An 18,582-nucleotide genomic window follows, 5' to 3' on the forward strand; every position below is an offset into this window, starting at 1 on the left:
ACCGCGGCAACGCCCTGGTCAAATTACGAAACCCTGCGCGCTCATCCACGCCTTCACGATGCCGACGGCCTCGGCGGCCAGATCGGGCTGGTCGTGGTAGTAATGGGTGGCGCCCTTGATCTCGTGATAGACTTTGCGATCGTGGCCGATGGCCTCGTAGATGCGGTGCGCGTGGCTGGGCGTGCAGGCATCGTCGCCAGTGTTGTTGATGACCAGCACGGGCTTGGTCACCACCGCGAGGCTGCTCGGCCCGTCGGCATGGGCATCGTCATAGCTCCATTGCGACAGCCACGACCGCAGCGTCGAAAACCGCGCGAGGCCGACGGGGCTCATGTTCACGATGCGCGGATCACCGAGATAGCACCAGCCCGGGCGGCGATCGTTGGCATCGACCGTCGGATCGATCCAGCGCGGATCGGCCATCGTCCCGTGGGTGACGAACGCGAATTCCTCATTGGGGCGTCCGGCGGCGCGCAGCCCGGCGAGTTTCTCTTTCACCCACGCGGTGATGCGGCGGTTGCGGGCGATCTGGGCGGCGCGGTAGCGTTCCAGAAATTCCGGGGAATAGGGTGCCGAAACCTCGGTGCCGTAAAGGTCGAGCGACGCATCGCGCCGTTCGGGGTCGGCCTCGTCGAGGATCGAGGCGTCCATCCATTCGGTGAGCGTGCGATGGCGCGAGACGTGCGCGGCCATCTGGATCACCGCGTCGGCCGGGATCAGCCCGGCCTGCGTCAGATCGGGGCCGTCGCCGCCGGGGCTGTCGGTCACCGTCGGGCGTTCGGCCTGCGCCTGATAGAAAGCCGAGAGCGCCCCGCCGCCGCTCCAGCCGAGCAGGACGACGTTCTTATACCCCAGCCGTTCGCGTGCGTACCGGACGGCCGCGCCCAGATCGAGCGCCACCTTCTCCATGATCAGTGCGAAATCGGCGCCCCGATAGCGGCTGTCGACCGCGAGCAGATGGACGCCGGCCTCGGCGAACTGCTTCATGATCGGCAGGCTGCCGGTGCCGCCGACCGGGTGCATCGAGAGCAGGACGGTCTCGGAATCGCGCTCGGGCCGCAGCAGGGTTGCCGACAGGGCGACGATGCCCTCGGCACCGCCGTAGGTATCCTTGAAACCCGCCTTCTCCTTGGAGACGATCCACATCGGGATACGGCTGATCTTCTTCGGTTCGGACATGATGGCTCTCCTCTGCCCCATCGCGTTACAGCGAGCGGGCGATAATCAATTTCATGACTTCGGACGCGCCGCCGTGGACGCGATCGATCCGGCTGTCCCGGAACAGGCGCGAGATCGGATATTCGTCCATATAGCCATAGCCGCCGAATAGCTGGACGCACTCGTCGATCACCTTGCATTCGGTCTCGGTGACCCACAATTTGGCCATCGCGGCGGTCACCGGATCGAGCGCGCCGGCAAGGTGCAGCGCCAGGCATTGATCGATGAACGCCCGCCCCACGGTCGCGCTGGTTCTGGCCTCGGCAAGCTTGAACTGCGTGTTCTGGAAATCGAACAGTTTCTTGCCGAACATATCGCGCGCACGGACATGCTCGAGCGTCAGTTCGATCGCGCGCTCCATCATCGCCTGGCCCATCGCGGCGATCACCAGCCGCTCCTGCGGCAGGAAACCCATCATCGCGCGGAACCCCTCGCCCTCGGCGCCGAGGAGATTGGCGGCGGGCACGCGCACATCGTCGAAGAACAGCTCCGACGTATCCTGCGCCTCGCGCCCCATCTTGTGGAGATTGCGCCCGCGTTCGAACCCCGGCGCATCCGCGGTCTCGACCGCGAGCAGCGAGATGCCGTCGCGCCCGTCCGCGCCGTGGGTCTTGCAGGCCACGACGATCAGATCGGCGGTCTGGCCGTTCGAGATGAAGGTCTTCTGCCCGCTCACGACATAATGATCGCCGTCGCGCCGCGCGGTGGTACGGATCGCCTTGAGGTCCGATCCCGCGCCCGGCTCGGTCATGCCCACGGCGAGCACGGTCTCGCCACTCACCATGCCCGGCACCCAGCGCGCGCGCTGCGCTTCATTGGCGAGGTGGATGATATAGGGCGCGACGATCGCATTGTGCACCGGCGCGCCGAACCCTTCGAGCCCGCGCCGCCCGATCTCCTCGATCACCACCAGTTCGTGCCGGAAGTCGCCCCCGGCTCCGCCCAATTCCTCAGGTGCCGACGGGCAGAGCAGCCCGGCCTCGCCCGCCTTCAACCAGAAGCCGCGGTCCACCATGCCCGCGGCGCGCCAGCGCTCGAGCGTTTCGGGCGGTGCATGGTCATCGAGGAAGCGCCCGACGAACTCGCGATAGATCGCGACGTCCTCGTCATCCATGATCGGTCGTGCGTGCATCGCCATCAGATCGCGCCCGCGGCGCGCAGCGCGTCCAGTTGCTCGGGCGACCGGCCGAGAAGCTCGCCATAGATCTCGTCATTGTGCGCGCCGATCTCGGGCCCGGTCCAGCGGATCGACGCGGCGTCGCCGGGCACATACGGGACGATGCCGGGGTGCAGGATCGGCCCCAGCAACGGGTCCTCGATCTCCCGCACCATATCGCGCTCCAGATATTGCGGATCGGTGGCGCAATCGGCGACGGTGTAGATCTTGCTGCTGGGCACGTCGGCGCCTTTGAGCAGTTCGATCGCCTCGGCCGCATCGTGGCGGACGGTCCAGCCCGCGATCAGCGCGTCGAGCGCCACCACATTGGCGACACGCGCGGCATTGCCCGCAAAGCGGGGATCGCGCGGTAGATCGGGCATCCCGATCAGCGTCGCCAGCCGCCCGAAAATCGGTTCGGAATTGCCCGCGATCAGAACCCATTCGCCGTCGGCGGTGGGATAGGCGTTGGTCGGCGCGGCGGTGGCGATCCCGCCTCCGGTCGGCTGCTTGATCTTGCCCAGACGCCCATATTCGGGAAGCATCCCCTCCATCATGCTGAACATGCTTTCGGTCAGCGCGACATCCAGCGTCCGCGCCTTGCCGTCGCCCTTGGCGCGGTCGCGCTGCCAGACCGCGGCCATGATGCCGAACGCCGCGTACAGCCCGGCGATCGAATCGCCGATGCTCACCCCCACCCGCACCGGCGGCGGCTGGTCGGGCCCCGGCGGCTGGTTGCTGAGGTAGCGCAAGCCCCCCATCGCCTCGCCGATCACGCCGAACGCGGCACGATCGCGATAGGGCCCGTTCTGGCCGTAGCCCGACACGCGGGCGATCACGAGCCCCGGATTGCGGGCGTGCAGCACGTCAGGCCCCAGCCCCAGTTTCTCGAGCTGGCCGGGGCGGAAATTCTCGATCAGCGCATCGCTTTTCTCGACCAGATCGAGCAGCAGCGCGCGCCCTTCGGCGCTCTTCAGATCGAGCGTCACGCAGCGCTTGTTGCGGCCATGCACCGACCACCATAGCGATCGCCCGTCGGGCTGCTCGCCCCATTGGCGTACCGGATCGCCATCAAGCGGCTCGACCTTGATCAGATCGGCGCCCAGATCGGCGAGCACGCGAGCGCCGAACGGCGCGGCGATGAAATGCCCGATTTCGATCACCCTCAGGCCATCGAGCACCCTGCCCTGCTGACTCTCCACGACGCGCGCATCGGCTTGTTCTTCCTGCATTCCCCCACTCTCCGATCGCCGGGCGGCCGAGTCCATTCTCGGTCCGACAAGGCTCCCTTCGCGACATGCGCCGCGACCACACCCCGTCCAGCGCCTAGGCTTTGCGCCTGAAAAGGAGGTATCATGGCCGAATTGTCTTCCAGGGAAATCCAGCTTGGCGCGCGCCCCACCGGGCGGCCGTCGCTCGAGAATTTCGTCGTCGTCGAAAAGCGCGTCGCCGATCCCGCACCGGGCGAAGTCCGCGTTCGCAACCTGTGGATGTCGGTCGATCCCTATATGGGCAATCGGCTCTACGATCGGCCCAATTACATTCCGCCGTTCCGCCTCGATCATCCGCTCGACGGGGGCGCGGTGGGCGAAGTGCTCGAATCGACCGTCCCCGATTTCACGCCGGGCGATCTGGTCTTTTCGCAATATGGTTGGCGCGAGATCTTCAACGCCAAGCCGCACCGGCTGACCCGGCTCGAAGGCACGCTGCCGCCGCAGGCGCATCTCGGCATCGCCGGCATCACGGGGATGACCGCGTACACCGCGCTCTACCGGGTGGCGAAGCTCCAGCCGGGCGAGACGGTCTATATCTCCGCCGCCGCCGGGGCGGTCGGCTCCACTGCGTGCCAGATGGCCAAGATCGACGGGTGCCGCGTGATCGGCTCCGCCGGTGGCCCCGACAAGAAGCGCTTCCTTGAGGAACTCGGCGTCGATGTCGCGATCGACTATAAGGCCGAACCCGATCTGAGCGCGGCGCTGGCCGCCGCCGCCCCCGATGGGATCAATGTCTATCTCGATAATGTCGGCGGCGACCATCTCCAGGCCGCGCTCACCAACATGGCGGTCTTCGGCCGCATCGCCGTCAGCGGGATGATCGGCGATTATGGTGAGGAGCGGCGACCAGGGCCGTCCAATCTGTTCATGGTCGTGGCGCAGCGGCTGCGCATGGAAGGCTTTTTGCTCAACGATCACGCGCCGGAAATCCGCGAGACCTTCCTCGACAAGATCACCCGTTGGCTTGCCGATGGCAGTATTCAGAGCAGCGAAACGATCCACGACGGGATCACATCGGCGCCGCAGGCCTTTCTCGATCTGTTCGCCGGAAAAAATGTCGGCAAGATGCTCGTGAAGCTCGGCTGATCCCGCCACCCGCGAAAAAAGGCGCCGGCCCCTTCACAAGGGGGCCGGCGCCTCTTTTTCAGGCCGCTGCCGCCGCCTTGGGCGCGGGGTAGAAGCTGTCACCGGCCGCCGCCATCCGCTCCAGCAGCGCAGGCGGCGTGAAGCGATCGCCATGATCGGCAGCGAACGCCCGCGTCCGCGCGACGAATTCCGCCACGCCGACGCTGTCGATCAGGCTGATCGGGCCACCGCTCCAGGGCGCGAAGCCCCAGCCGAGGATCGCGCCGACATCGGCGTCGCGCGGCGCGGTCACCACGCCTTCGTCCATGCACCGCGCGGCCTCGATCGCCTGACGATAGAGCAAACGGCGCTTCAGCGTCTCGACCAGTTCGGGGGTCGAGCGCTCGACCGTCACCGGATACAGGTCGGCGAGCCCATCCCACAACCGCTTCGGCTCGCCCTTGGCATAGGTGTAGAAGCCCTTGCCGTTCTTGCGCCCCAACCGCTCGGCACCAACCAGATCGACCAGCACCTTGTCGGTGCCGCCGTTCGGATCGCCCAGGCCGAAATCGACGCGCCGCTGGCCCGCGATCCGGTCGAGCAGGTCGATCGCGACGTCGTCCGCCAGCTCCAATGGGCCGCGCGGCATCCCGGTCATCCGGCCGACATTGTCGATGATCGCCGGCGCGATGCCGTCGAGCAGCATCTCGAGCCCCTCGGTGATATAGGTCTCGAACACCCGACTGGTGTAGAAGCCACGGCTGTCGTTGACGACGATCGGCACCTTCTTGAGCGCCCGGCAATAATCCATCGCCTTGGCCAGCGTCTCGGGGCTGGTTTCCTTGCCGACGATGATCTCCACCAATTCCATCCGGTCGACCGGCGAGAAGAAGTGGATGCCGATGAAATTGGCGGGCCGCTCGGCCGCACCGGCAAGCTCGCTGATCGGCAGCGTCGATGTGTTGGAGGCGAAGACCGCATCGGTCCCGATCTGGGCCTCGGCGCGCCGGGTCACCTCGGCCTTCAGCGCCCGATCCTCGAACACCGCCTCGACGACCAGATCGGCACCCGCGATCGCCGCATAATCGGTGGTCGCGTGGATCCGCGCGAGCAACGCGTCACCCGCCTCGGCGGTGGTCGTGCCGCGCGCGATCCCCTTTTCGATCACCCCGGCGGAATAGGCCTTGCCCTTGTCGGCGCCTTCCTGGCTGGTATCGATCAGCACGGTCTCGATCCCGGCGCGCGCCTGAACATAGGCGATGCCCGCCCCCATCATCCCGGCACCCAGCACCGCGGCCTTGCCCACGGTATAAGCGGGGACGCCCGCGGGGCGCGCAGCGCCTTTGGCGAGCGCCTGCTTGGAAATGAAGTTGGATCGGATCATCGCGCGCGCCTGCGGCGTCTGCTGGGTCGCGAGGAACAGCCGTGCCTCCACCCGCAGCGCAGCGTCCATGGGCAGGCCGAAGCCTTCGTAAACGCAGCGCGCGATGTTCTTTTGTGCCGGATAATTGCCATAGCTTTTGGCGTGGATCTGCGCGGCGGCGGTCATGAACACCGGCGCGCCCTCGGCCGTATAGGGGCCGCCGGGCATCTGATATCCCTTGCGGTCCCACGGCGCGACACCGTCGCCCCCACCCGTGATCCAGGCCTTGGCGGCGGCGATCGCCGCGCCGGGCTCGACGACCGCGTCGATCAGCCCCAGTGCCTGGGCCTTGGCCGCGTCGATGGGCGCACCCGAGATCATCAGGTCGAGCGCGGCGCGGGGGCCGGCCAGCCGCGTCGTCCGCTGCGTGCCGCCCGCACCGGGCAGCAATCCGATCGTGACTTCGGGCAGCCCTACCTTGGCGCGGCTCGACGCGACGCGGTGATGCGCGGCGAGCGCGAATTCAAACCCGCCGCCCAGCGCAATGCCTTCGAGCGCGGCGACCACCGGCTTGCCGACGGTCTCGATCGCGCGCAACGCCCAGCTCATCCGCGACGATCCCTTGAGCGCCGCGGCAAGTGCATCGCCGGTAAGCCCTGCTCCCGCAGTCTCGCCCAGTTCCCCCAGATCGGCGCCGGCGCAAAAGCCGTTGTCCTTGCCCGAGGCGAGCACCGCGCCCGTCACCCGATCCTCACGGATCACGGCGACGATCGCATCCAGATCGGCGACCGCGGATTCGGTGAAGGTATTCATCGTCCGGCCCGGGACATCGAACAGGAAGGTCGCGATGCCGTCCTTGTCGACGGTATAAGTGAAATTCTGCATGTTGATTCCCCAGGAAGGTCAGAGGCGTTCGATGATGGTCGCGGTGCCCATGCCCGCGCCGACGCACAGCGTGATCAGCGCGGTCTCCTTGTCGGCGCGTTCAAGCTCGTCGACCATGGTGCCGAGGATCATCGCACCGGTCGCGCCCAGCGGGTGCCCCATCGCGATTGCGCCGCCGTTCACGTTGATGCGGCTATGGTCGATCTGCATCTGCTGCATGAAATAGAGCACCACCGAGGCGAACGCCTCGTTCAACTCGTACAGGTCGATGTCGGTCGAGGTCATGCCCGCGCGGGCCAGCACCTTGCGGGTCACCGCGACCGGGCCGGTGAGCATGATCGACGGTTCGGACCCGATCGAGGCCGCAGCACGGATGCGCGCCCGCGGCTTCAACCCCATTTTCTCGCCCATCTCGCGCGTGCCGATCAGTACCCCTGCCGCACCATCGACGATGCCCGAGCTGTTGCCGGCATGGTGGACGTGGTTGATCGCCTCCAGTTCGGGGTAGCGCTGCCGCATCACGGCATCGAACCCTTGCGCGCCAAGCGCTTCGAACGCGGGCTTGAGCGCGCCAAGCGACTGCATCGTCGTCTCGGGCCGCATATGCTCGTCGCGGTCGAGCACGACGATGCCCTCGTGCGTCACCGGCACGATCGATTTGGCGAAGCGCCCTTCGGCCCAGGCGGCGGCGGCGCGCTTCTGGCTCTCGACCCCATAAGCGTCGACATCGTCGCGCGAAAAGCCGTGCATCGTCGCGATCGCATCGGCGCCGATCCCCTGCGGGGTGAACGATGTACGAAACGCCACATCGGCGTCGACCGACCAGGCGCCGCCGTCCGAGCCCATCGGCTGGCGGCTCATGCTCTCGACGCCGCCACCAATGGCGGCATCGGCCTCGCCCGCGATCACCTTGGCGGCGGCGATGTTGCACGCCTCCAGCCCCGAGGCGCAGAAGCGGTGGATCTGCGCGCCCGCCACGGTCTCGGCGAAACCGGCGTTGAGCGTCGCGACGCGGGCGATATTGGCGCCCTGTTCGCCGAGCGGTGCAACACAACCCAGCACGACATCGTCGATCAGCGCGGTGTCCAGATCGTGGCGATCGCGCAGCGCGGCCAGCACCTGGCTCGCGAGCGAGATCGCGGTCACTTCGTGCAGCGCGCCCTTGGCATTGCCGCGCCCGCGCGGCGTGCGGACCGCGTCATAGATCAGGGCTTCTCTCATCGTCATCAATCCTCTGAAAATGCCGTGCCGGGCGCACGAGGCGCGGGCGCGGGGGTTGCGGAGAAGCGGGGCGCCGGCGCGGGCTGCACAACGTCGGCCAGCGTCAGGAAAGCGCCGCGCGCCAGGTTGTGCGGATGCGCCGGCGTCTCGTCATAATCGAGCACGGGCGCAAAACAGATGTCGGTGCCTTCCATCAGCGCGCACCATTCGTCGCGGGTGCGCGATTTGAACAAGGCGGTCAGCGTGGCGCGCTGCGCGGGGATGTCGTCGGCCGAATCCTGCCGCAGCATGACGGCGTCGTCGGTCAGGCCGGTCGCCTCCAGCAGCAGCCGGTAGAATTGCGGCTCGATCGCGCCGACCGCGACGAACTTGCCGTCGGCCGTCTCGTACGAGTCATAATAAGGGGCCCCCCCATCCAAATAATTCCCCCCGCGCCCGCCCGGCCAGATGCCTTTGGCGCGGAAGCCCCACGTCATGCTCATCAACAGCGAGGCGCCATCCACCATCGCGCAGTCGATCACCTGACCTTGCCCCGTCGCGCGGGCGGAAAGGATCCCGGCGAGCATCCCGAAGGCGAGCATCATCCCGCCGCCCCCGAAATCGCCGACGAGGTTGATGGGCGGCACGGGCTTCTCCCCGGCCCGTCCAACCGCATTCAACACGCCCGCGAGCGCGATATAATTGATGTCATGGCCAGCAGCGTGGGCGAGCGGCCCTTCCTGGCCCCAGCCAGTCATCCGACCGACGACAAGCGCGGGATTTTCCGCGAGCAGCACATCGGGGCCGAGCCCGAGCCGCTCGATCACACCCGGCCGAAACCCCTCTATCAACCCGTCGGCGGAGCGAACCAGTTCGCATACCGCGGCAACACCCTCTGCCGTCTTCAGGTCCAGTTGCACGGTCGAGCGCGAGCGCGTCAGCACATCGGTATGATCGGCGCGCGTGCCGGGACGCTCGACGCGCACAACCTCCGCACCGTGATCCGCGAGCATCATGCCGGCGAAGGGCACGGGCCCGATGCCTGCCAGCTCGATGATGCGCACGCCCTGTAGCGCACCCCCCGCGGCCCGTTTGCCAGTGTTCGCCATATTTCGATGACCTCTTTCGCGTCAGCGCTGCCCATCCCATGAACTATTGTCAATAGTTTTTACATTTTTGATGTTGTGACGCGCGCCGGTGCTGCTCAAAAAATCGCGAGAAACGTGAGCGTCCTGATCCTTGGACGCGACCGATAGTCGCTCGATCTCGCTAGTCCATGACGCCGAGATCGAGCGACGTGACCATGCCGCGCGCCAGCCAGGCCTTGATCCTCGGCGCCTCGTCCGTGGCGTAGATGTCCAATACCAGGTGCCTGTCGAGCCCATCGGGCATCGCGGCGCCGACCTGCCTGAGGAAGTCAAGAAACTCGGTCGCCCGGTCGCGTTTGCAGCACTTGTCGATCACCACTCCTGCCGCGATATTGAACGCGACGAACAGCAACGGCATTGCGAATATAAGTGTGGGTGCGGCGCTCGGGAACGTGTATTATCGACCCCGGGGACAGACCGTTTCGCTTATAGTATCTTGTTGAATTTTTTGACATATTTTTCAGAACACTTTTCGTTCGCCGCGCGCCGGTCATGTTGCGGCGCGCTGCGCCACAAGACGCCGGAATGCAGGCAGACCAGCAGCAATCATCGCTGCGCTACCCAGCGAACTCAGCAGCGTGACCGTCGCCAGCGCGCGGCCAATGCTCGCAACGCCAGAATAAACATGTTCGGAGAATTGCGCGATCAGGAGCGGCCCGATCGCCATGCCAACTATGTTGGTTAACATCAGATAAATGGCAACGATCAGCCCGCGCATCCGGTCCGGCGCAACCAACTGGATGCTCGCCCCCTGCAACCCGCCTTGCAGCAGCATCGCGAACATCGCCGGGATCAACAGGGCCTTCGCCATCGCAGGCGTAGGGGCCAGATATACAGCCAGGAACAGGGGGGTCTGCAATAAGAGCGAGACGATCACGATTCTCGGCGCAGCATCGATCGTCCCACGCGAATAAAAGCGGTCGGCCAGCCAGCCACCAGTGAGCAGACCGGCGGTCCCGCACACCCCCATCGCAATACCGAACAGCGCTCCGACCTCAGCCTGAGTCAATCCATGTACGCGGATAAAATAGGCCGGCCCCCACAGCACAACACCGAGAGAACTGATCGCCATTACCGCGAAACCGCCCAGGATCAGGCCATAGGCCGAAAGATGCTCGCGGATATGCGCCAAGACCTCTGTCATGGGCGGCGCGGGTACGGCTGTCACGTCGACCGTGCGACGCGGTTCGCGCACGGTCAGCATCAGCAGGATGAATGGAATACCCAGCATGCCGACGATCAGGAAAGAGGTGCGCCAGCCTTCTGTCCCAGGCGGGAGGCCGAACAGGTCGAGGCTGCCCGCCACCTGCGCGACGGATCCGACGACATAGGTCGCCAGCCCACCCCCGAACGTAATGCCCAGCATATAGAGGCTGATCGCGAACCCCAAGCGCTCGGGCGGGAAATAGCTGCTGATCAGCGAATAGGAGGCAGGCGACAACGTCGCCTCCCCGAACCCGACCAGAATTCGCGCTATCAGCAATGTGGTAAACCCGGTCGTCAACCCGCATGCCGCAGTCGCCGCGCACCACAAGATCATCCCGAAAACGATCAATCGCGGCCGGTTGCCGGTATCCGCCATTCGCCCGAGCGGGATCCCCGCGGTCGTGTACAGCAGGACGAAGGCGAAGCCGATCAGCAAACTGATCCCTGTATCGCTGAGCCCCAAATCCTGCCGGATCGGATCAACCATCAGGCTGAGTGCAATACGATCCATGTACGAAATCACATAGGCCGACAGCAGGAGCACGAGCACATAGAACGGATAGATCAATCTGGTGCGCGCGCTGGTCATGGCAGATATCTTCTCCGTCGGACTCTGGTTCATCCGATCAGAAATGGAGTAGCGATTGCCGGCATTTTCGTAAAGATAATTGACCAATAAAATCCGCCAACAGATTTCAGACGGTAACGGCCAGGCCCCACGTCAAACCATTCCCATCGCGTTGAGTTGAGGTGTCCAGCAATGTCTGGTGCTCACCGCGCGCAACGTGCGTCGCGAACCGGGGAGCACGCGCCAGTTACGTCACACAGCCACGCAAAGACCGCATCGCCGTTGGCGCCAATCAGAGATTCGCTGTCTAAACAGGGGCAAATGTTGGATGGCGCGATTGGATCGACGACGATTGCCCGCCAACCGCCCAATGCTTCCCCGATACTGCCAAAACCGGTTCGCGTCGTATAAGGACCGGTCTGGCTATAGCCCGGCATGCGCACGATGATCAGGCGAGGGTTGATCGTGATCCATCGAACCCCTCACGCCTCTGATCGCCGGTATTCATTATCGCTCCTACGGCTCAGAACTCTTTCAACATTTGCGCGTTATATGAAAAGAGTCGGGGCGAGGAGAAACGCCATGTTTGCTTCGCTTGCTAAATTTGCCATGATGGCCGGATGTCTCGGCTTGCTTGCCGGAGCAGGCATTGCCGCAGGACACCCTGCGGACAACGCCAAGGCAGAGGCCAAGCTTGCCGACGCACTGGAGGGCCGGGTTGCTGGCACACCGGTGGACTGCATCCAGCTTCACAACATCCGGTCGAGCCGGATATTCAACGGCACGGCGATCCTCTATGATACCGGATCGACCCTCTATCTCAATCGTCCGGATTCAGGGGCAACCTGGTTGAGCGATGATGACGTGCTGGTGACAGACACGCATTCGCCGCAGCTTTGCAGCATCGATACCGTTCGGTTGTTCGACAACGCAAGCCATATGCCTAATGGCTCCGTGAGCCTCGGCAAGTTCGTGCCCTACACCAAGCCAAAAACGTAACGTTTCCCAAAATGAGGGTAGACCAAGGTCCGCGCCCACGCATGTCAGGCCGGGTGTGAAACCATAATATGCCCACCACGCTTTCCAGTTTTACCGTACAGGGCACGATCGCCGATCCACACTTCGTCGATGCCCCGCTTAATGTCATGACCCCTTAATTGCGCGGATCGTGATGTCGCCATGCGGGTTCGTGGCGAGGAGAAGCGTTGAAGGCGGGGTTTTGCCCCGTCGAGACGCCTCGACGCGGTCATGGCCCGCGCTCGCGCCTCGTCTCCTCAAACATCGCGCCATAGAACTGGATCGAAACGACATTCTGATCCGATGCGCAAATGGGGACGAGCGGATTACAGCCCGCTCGCTCGTTCGTTCAAGCGGACCGCGCCACTTCATCAGCGCACTCGCGCATCGCGCGACGGGCCACTGTCAACATCAGCGCCGCCAACACCAGTGCGAGCGTCATCGTCGCTGCCATGGCGAGCCCCAGGGCCCCATTACCGCTAAAACCGTGCTGGCTTAGCGCACCGGTGACCAGCGGCCCCACTCCCATACCGACAACGGTTACGCTGAACAGATAGATGCCCATCATGCGACCATGCATTGTCGAAGGAGTCAGCACCTGCACCATCGCGCCCTGCAAACCGCCGTAAAGCGACGCGAACAGGATTTGAAACCCGAGCATCCAAAGCGCGAAGCTGGGTTCCCCGCTTACAAACGCCAGCCAGACGAACGGTAACTGAAGCGGAATCCCCCAGAACACCAACCGCGCCGGCGCATCGCTGATTCCACGTCGCATCGCCATATCGTTAATCGCGCCGCCGATCAGAACACCCACCCCGGTCGCGACGCCGAAGATCAAGGTGAAGGCCAGACCCAGTTGAAGCGGGCTCATCGCAAATGCCCGCTGGAAGTGCGCTGCCGCCCACAGCATCGGAACATAGGTCGATAACACCTGCATGCCAAAACCCAGGAGCAATCCCGCAAAGGCCAATTTGTGCCGCGCCATATGATCGATCACCGCGCTTAGCGGCGGATGCTCCTTGCGCTCGCCGCGCCGTGGTGCCTCGCGCATCGTCGCCAGCATCAATACCGCGAACGGGACGCCAGCCAGCCCGACGATCAGGAATACCAGCCGCCAGCCGGAAAGCTCAATTCCGAGAGCCGGCACCGCCCAGGAAAGCGCACTCGTCCATTCGACCAGATAGCCGCCTACCGCCATCGCCACCCCGATGCCGAATGCCCCACCCAGCGAGTACAGGCTGAGCGCGAAGCCCACACGCTCACGGGGGAAGCGGTCGCCGATCGTAGAGACAGCGCCGGGGGACAGGGTCGCCTCCCCCGCACCGACCAGGGTGCGCGCCAGCAGCAGGCCGGCAAACCCGGCGGCGAATGCTGTTCCCGCCGTCGCCAGACTCCACACCAATATGCCGCCAACCATCAAATTGCGGCGATTACCGCGGTCCGCCATCGCCCCCAAGGGCACTCCCAAGATCGAGTAGAACAACACGAAGCCGAAACCGAGCAGCAACCCGATCTGAGTATCGCTGAGGCCCAGTTCATGGCGGACCGGCTCGATCAGGAAACCCAGCATAACCCGGTCCATCAACGACAGCATGTACGCCAGCATCAACAGGACGACTACATAATAGGAATAGGCGGATGCCCGCGCCGGAGACGAGGCAGCGTCGTTCATGGTATCGGCTCCTTGCCGCAGAATGATCAGTAGGGCCCCGGCCTGGGACGATCATCGGCCTGGTCCATCACCGCATCGACATGCCCGCGGGCCGGATGGATATGGTTTCCACCGGCCTGGAGGCAGCAACCGGCACGGCGCCCGCACGCCGCCGCGTGGCCCCGACATCTATAACAGACGGGTGTCGGGTGGCGTGTGGATCGCATCGCGTCTCTCCCAAATATTATGTCAGATTATTTTACGTACATATGCAGGGGAAGCAAGCGCGGATCGCAGGCCTGAAACGATCATATCGCTCCACTCAGCGATCTTCGGATTTTGCCAGATCGCCCTGAAGGCTGCGAATTGCACGCACCAGCAGCGTTTTGAACTGCTGTTCCTCGCCCGCATCGAACCCGTCGAGAGCGGTCTGGTTGATCTGCATGATCGCTGGAAGCAACGCCGATACCTGGCTCCGTCCGGCGTCAGTGATCCGCACGCATTTTTTGTGACGATTCACCGGGTCCGAATCACGCGATACCAGGCCTTGCTCCTCCAGGCGTTGCAACGACCGCAGCGTGGTCGGCTCGCGCAGACCGACACGACGGGCCAGTTCGCGCTGGGTCAGGCCGTCCTCGACATAAAGCGTGCGCAGAAAACGCCACTGGGCCGCTGTAATCCCTTCGACGCCAGTGCGCCGATCGGTCGCGGATATCAGATCACGGTATAGCGTGCACAGGAGATAGCTGAAGCTGTGCTGCAGCGTATACCGTTCCGCCTCCAGCACCGCATCGGCGGCATCTGTAAGCAATGGTGTAGCGCGCGCTGAAGCAGTGGTCGGCAACATCAGCTTCCTTATCATCTCAGCCTGGCGTGGCAAATGCCATAACGGCTCAAACCGTTGCGCCGTACTGTCCCAAAAGGGACTAGACGAAGACCTTGTAGAGCAGATCCTCCGGTGCCTTCCGACCCAAGTTCGCGCCTCCCCGCTCGTAGCGATCGGTCTCGCTCGCCGTCTTGGTACGATGATAATCCACCACCATGGTGCGATGCTTGATGCGCCACTCGCCATCCCGCTTCTCGAACTTGTCGAGATAGCGTGCACCGACGATCAACTCTTCATCGTTGAAATTGCCCTTACCCAGATGATAGGCCTGCACATAGGTTTCGACGTTGGCCGTCGTCGCGGTGGAAAATTCAATGATCGACTGACCAAGGAAATGCTGCGTACGAAGCGGCTCGATGAAGCCCTTCACCCAGTCGATGAAACCGGGGGCAGGTCCTTCATAAATATGCGTTCCGCGGCTCTCGATGCCATCGGGCCAATATACGCTCGCATGCGTTGTAGCATCCATCCGGTCGATACCCCGACAGTATCGGGCCAGACAATCCAGGATCGCCAGCTTGTCAGCCGTCTCCAACAGAAGTGCGCGATCATCCTCAGACATGCTTGTTTCCTTTTCCAGAAAACGGCCCCGAGCTGCGACGCTCGGGCGCCATCTTGGTCGATAGATACGAAGGACTCGCGCCTTCCTAAAAGCGGAGCGTACCTTCGATGGAGAGGGCGCGCGGTTCGTCGATATAGCGAATCAGGCGGGCCCCGGAGGTTGTGAAGATGCCAGGATAAACGAACGCGAACGGCGACGTGACTTTATTGGTCAGGTTGGTGCCGATGAGGGCGACCGTCCATCGATCGTCCACCTGCCCGAGTTCGAGACGGGCATCCAGCTTGGCGTGTCCTTTCTGGACGCCGTAGGCCGGGCTGTAATCAGTCGATATGAAATGGCGCGATTTGAAGGTTGACTGCATCGTCAGCCCGACTTTCAGGTCGTCGCTTATCGGACGGCTATATTGCGCCTTTACGTTTCCTGACCATTTCGGAACGTAAAGCAGTGAGAAGCCCTCCAGATTATTGGTCGCCTGGGAGCAGGATGCGGGCTGCAGTTGAATACAGCCTGCGCCTGGATAGTCGTCATATTCCGCTTTCGTGTAGGCGGCGGAGGACGATAGATTCAAGCCGTCGAAAGGCCGCCACTGGACCGTGGTCTCGACACCCCTGCTATGCGCACCGGCAGCATTGGTGGTGATGTTGGTGCCCAGATCAGCGCGATATTGCGCTAGCTGCAAATCCTTGAACTTCGTATAAAAGAGCGCCGCGTTGGCTATGAGGCGTCCGTCCAGCCAGCTTGATTTTAGCCCGATCTCATAGTTCGTTGAGCGCTCGCCGCGGAACGTGAAGCCCGAGGCGACCGTGTTGCGGACATTGGAGACATAGCCACCCCCTTTCGAACCACGACCAACGCCGAAATAAAGCATGGCATCTTTTGAAAGATCGATTTCGACCGTGGCGGACGGATCGAATGTGCCTTCCGAAATGTCCGCGGAAAAAGTGCGTGGCGTGCCAATCGTGCCATTGATAGTGCCCGAACGCAGGATCGAGGCGAAGGCGCCCGATTTCTCGATCTGCGTGAAGCGCATCGAGCCGCGCAGGCGCGCATAATCGGTCAGGTGATAGGTGCCTGCGACAAATGCCGAATAGGTATGGGTTTTCTGTTTGAAGTCGGTATCGCTACGGCCGGCCACTCCGAGCAGGGGCGTATCGTAAAGGAGCGGATTTTGGACGCGGTAGTCCGAATAATCGAAATAGCCGCCAACAATATATTCAAAGGCCTGCCCCTCGGGCGAAAGCAGGCGAAATTCCTGACTAATCTGCTTGAACTGTTCAAAATATTCCGAATGATAGATTCCATCCGTCTCATGTGCCGGATCGACAGCACGGAAGGATTTGTAGCGGCTATAGCCGGTGATCGACGTGAGCGTGTGATCGCCAAGGCTGAGATCGGCCTGGATCAAACCGTTCCAACTGGTCTGCTTGTCGCGGTCGATAACCCCGAAGATGTTGGAATTCTGTTTCACAGAAGCATCGGGTAACGGTGTTGCTATCGCGATGGGAAGGCCGATGGCATTGTCGCCGATGGTTAAGAAATGCGCATATTCGAGCTTCGTGTTGATCGTCAGATTTTCGTTAGGTTCATATTTCAGTGACAGGCGCGCGAACCTGTTGTCGAGTTCGGGCTCTTTCTTATTGAGCGAGGTGTTGCGGATATAACCGTCATAATTTGTGTATTTCAGGGCTAGGCGCGCCGACAGCTTGTCAGACAACGGACCCGAGATATATCCATCGGTGTCGAATCCGCGGCGCTTGAAATTATAGACGCTACGAACCTGGCCTTCAAAGATATCAGTCGGGCCGTTCGTCGTAATGCTGATCGCGCCGGCTGCCGTGTTCTTGCCGAGAAGAGCCCCCTGAGGGCCACGCAACACTTCGATGCGTGCTACGTCGAAAAACGGGGCCATGAACTGGCGCGCCCGGCCGGCATAGATGCCATCTTGATAGAGGCTGACCGACTGTTCGAAGCCGAAATTGGAACCGGATGAACCGAAGCCACGGATATAGAAAGCGTCATTGGCGGGTGAGGGCTGGAAGTAGAAGTTTGGCACCAGCGACGTCAACGACTGGATACTTTGGTTGTTGAAGGCCTGCAACGCCTCGCCGCTGAACACTTCCATCGAAATGGCGACGTCCTGCACGTTCTCGGCACGCTTTTGCGCGGTAACGATAATCTCGTCCAACCCCGACGGTTGGTCGGATTGCTGCTCTTGCGCGTATGCGCAAACCGGAAACGCAACCCCCGCAAGCAGGGCCGCTGCCAGAACATTAGTGCGAATGCCCATTTCCCTCTCCCATGGTCGTCATTATACTTTACGTTTTACCGTTGCTAAGTCGCCCTATATTAGCATGGTAAGTTTGACAAGAGGCGCGTGACATTGGCCCGCGATATGGATTTATCCAACTAATTTTAAACGATTTTTTATGCTACTGAGTTGGCCGTAGGCAAATAGCGGTCCCGCCAACACCGAAATCACGATCGGCCATGCCAGTCGATCGGCGGATTTTCTCCCCTCGACTGGCGCCGTCTGATCGGAGCCCATGTCGAGCCGCGATTGGCGACGTTCGGAAAACCGCCGCCAACCAGTCTGCCACGGCGGGAAATTGTCGGGTAGAAGCCTCACGGACCGCCGAAACGCGGCACGCAGAAGATTGCCTTGGCAACCCCGGGGTGCCAACGCGAAACCACCCAGCCGCTTAGTCAATCGCCCGAAATCAGCTCTTTGCGATTCGTGGAATCATAATATTCTTCGATCCGCACGAACCGGTTATCTTGCACTGTGACAACGAGGCAAGCTGGGAAATCGAAAGCCTTACCATCCGATCGCCTGATACAGGTGTAGCGATGCTGCTGGACAAAGCCGCCAGCAAACACACTGCGGCGGATGTTCTTATACTTCACATCCCGAAGCCTGCCCCTGGCGCCGGCCAGATAGGCGAGACTTTGTGCCGCGGTAGTTTCGATCTCGTCGAAACTCTTCCAGATGATCCCATCCTCCGCGTAGATATTCGCGATCATGTCGATATCGCCCGCCTCGACTGCAGTGAAGAAGCGGTCGGCGAGAAGGTTCATGCTCTCTGGGGTATCGGTCAAATCCATCTCCTGGGTTGGGGCTGATCGAGAGCAACATGCTTGCGCGGCCGATACGCAATCAAATCAGAGGACGTAGCCTGGCGTTATGTCGAGCCCGGTTACCCGTTGCATAAACGTAAATTTAATTGATCAAAGCCCGGGCTCACTACGGTGGCTAAAGGACGCTCTCGTTCATGCCGGCTCGACGCGGGGTGACGTGACCCCCGCTTTTTCCTTCAGTTGGAGCTAGAGTCCGACCCGACAAAGGGACGGACAGATGAAGCGGAAGCAGTTTTCGGAAGAACAGA

At 62.6% G+C, this 18,582-nt stretch carries 16 protein-coding genes; 2 read left to right on the plus strand and 14 right to left on the minus strand.

All coding sequences use genetic code 11. The features are described from left to right. Positions 1–18: 18 nt before the first annotated feature. Genes DFR49_RS19000 through DFR49_RS19010 form a run of 3 tightly spaced genes read right to left on the minus strand, consistent with a single transcriptional unit; the run spans position 19 to position 3,606 of the window. On the minus strand, positions 19–1,179 hold the full coding sequence (locus tag DFR49_RS19000) for an alpha/beta hydrolase family protein (RefSeq protein ID WP_119037205.1): 1,161 nt from the start codon (positions 1,177–1,179) through the stop codon (positions 19–21). A 25-nt stretch (positions 1,180–1,204) separates the two neighbouring features. Continuing rightward, complete coding sequence (locus DFR49_RS19005) at positions 1,205–2,356, minus strand: acyl-CoA dehydrogenase family protein (RefSeq protein ID WP_119037206.1); 1,152 nt, start codon at positions 2,354–2,356, stop codon at positions 1,205–1,207. Beyond that, entirely contained in the window at positions 2,356–3,606 is a 1,251-nt protein-coding gene (locus tag DFR49_RS19010) for a CaiB/BaiF CoA transferase family protein (RefSeq protein WP_119037207.1), read from the minus strand. The genes DFR49_RS19005 and DFR49_RS19010 overlap by 1 nt, the downstream gene beginning before the upstream one ends. Before the next feature lie 123 nt (positions 3,607–3,729). Here DFR49_RS19010 and DFR49_RS19015 point away from each other — a divergent pair, with 123 nt between their 5' ends. After that, positions 3,730–4,734, plus strand: coding sequence for an NADP-dependent oxidoreductase (locus DFR49_RS19015; protein WP_119037208.1), 1,005 nt, complete (start codon positions 3,730–3,732; stop codon positions 4,732–4,734). Positions 4,735–4,792: 58 nt separating this feature from the next. Here the strand turns inward: DFR49_RS19015 and DFR49_RS19020 are convergent, their stop codons facing one another. The 6 genes from DFR49_RS19020 to DFR49_RS22595 form a co-directional block, all read right to left on the minus strand. Beyond that, positions 4,793–6,961, minus strand: a complete 2,169-nt coding sequence (locus tag DFR49_RS19020) for a 3-hydroxyacyl-CoA dehydrogenase NAD-binding domain-containing protein (RefSeq protein WP_119037209.1) — start codon at positions 6,959–6,961, stop codon at positions 4,793–4,795. A gap of 18 nt (positions 6,962–6,979) precedes the next feature. Then, positions 6,980–8,182: an acetyl-CoA C-acetyltransferase gene (locus DFR49_RS19025; RefSeq protein WP_119037326.1), complete on the minus strand. Its 1,203-nt coding sequence runs from the start codon at positions 8,180–8,182 to the stop codon at positions 6,980–6,982. 5 nt (positions 8,183–8,187) lie between these two features. Further along, complete coding sequence (locus DFR49_RS19030) at positions 8,188–9,270, minus strand: CaiB/BaiF CoA transferase family protein (protein WP_119037210.1); 1,083 nt, start codon at positions 9,268–9,270, stop codon at positions 8,188–8,190. Between the two features lie 160 nt (positions 9,271–9,430). Beyond that, entirely contained in the window at positions 9,431–9,667 is a 237-nt protein-coding gene (locus tag DFR49_RS19035; protein ID WP_119037211.1) for a hypothetical protein, read from the minus strand. A gap of 132 nt (positions 9,668–9,799) precedes the next feature. After that, positions 9,800–11,104 (minus strand): spinster family MFS transporter, encoded by a 1,305-nt coding sequence (locus tag DFR49_RS19040; protein WP_170151060.1) that lies wholly within the window; start codon positions 11,102–11,104, stop codon positions 9,800–9,802. Positions 11,105–11,286: 182 nt separating this feature from the next. Then, positions 11,287–11,520 carry a hypothetical protein gene (locus DFR49_RS22595; RefSeq protein WP_119037213.1) on the minus strand — a complete coding sequence of 78 codons (234 nt, stop codon included), beginning with the start codon at positions 11,518–11,520 and terminating at the stop codon, positions 11,287–11,289. 145 nt (positions 11,521–11,665) lie between these two features. Between DFR49_RS22595 and DFR49_RS19050 the strand changes: the two genes are divergently transcribed. After that, entirely contained in the window at positions 11,666–12,082 is a 417-nt protein-coding gene (locus DFR49_RS19050; protein ID WP_119037214.1) for a hypothetical protein, read from the plus strand. Positions 12,083–12,449: 367 nt separating this feature from the next. Here DFR49_RS19050 and DFR49_RS19055 read toward each other — a convergent pair whose 3' ends face one another. From DFR49_RS19055 to DFR49_RS19075, 5 genes are all read right to left on the minus strand, one after another. After that, complete coding sequence (locus DFR49_RS19055; protein WP_119037215.1) at positions 12,450–13,772, minus strand: MFS transporter; 1,323 nt, start codon at positions 13,770–13,772, stop codon at positions 12,450–12,452. Positions 13,773–14,073: 301 nt separating this feature from the next. Next, entirely contained in the window at positions 14,074–14,598 is a 525-nt protein-coding gene (locus DFR49_RS19060; RefSeq protein WP_170151061.1) for a MarR family winged helix-turn-helix transcriptional regulator, read from the minus strand. 79 nt (positions 14,599–14,677) lie between these two features. Further along, a complete protein-coding gene (locus DFR49_RS19065) occupies positions 14,678–15,199 on the minus strand; it encodes a nuclear transport factor 2 family protein (RefSeq protein WP_119037217.1) in 522 nt (173 codons plus the stop codon). Between the two features lie 85 nt (positions 15,200–15,284). Continuing rightward, the gene (locus DFR49_RS19070) at positions 15,285–17,486 is read right to left on the minus strand and encodes a TonB-dependent receptor (protein WP_119037218.1); all 2,202 of its coding nucleotides are present in this window, start codon (positions 17,484–17,486) and stop codon (positions 15,285–15,287) included. 416 nt (positions 17,487–17,902) lie between these two features. Further along, a complete protein-coding gene (locus DFR49_RS19075) occupies positions 17,903–18,301 on the minus strand; it encodes a nuclear transport factor 2 family protein (RefSeq protein WP_119037219.1) in 399 nt (132 codons plus the stop codon). Positions 18,302–18,582 lie beyond the last annotated feature (281 nt).

The organism is Hephaestia caeni (genome assembly GCF_003550065.1).
GTDB lineage: Bacteria > Pseudomonadota > Alphaproteobacteria > Sphingomonadales > Sphingomonadaceae > Sphingomonas > Sphingomonas caeni_A.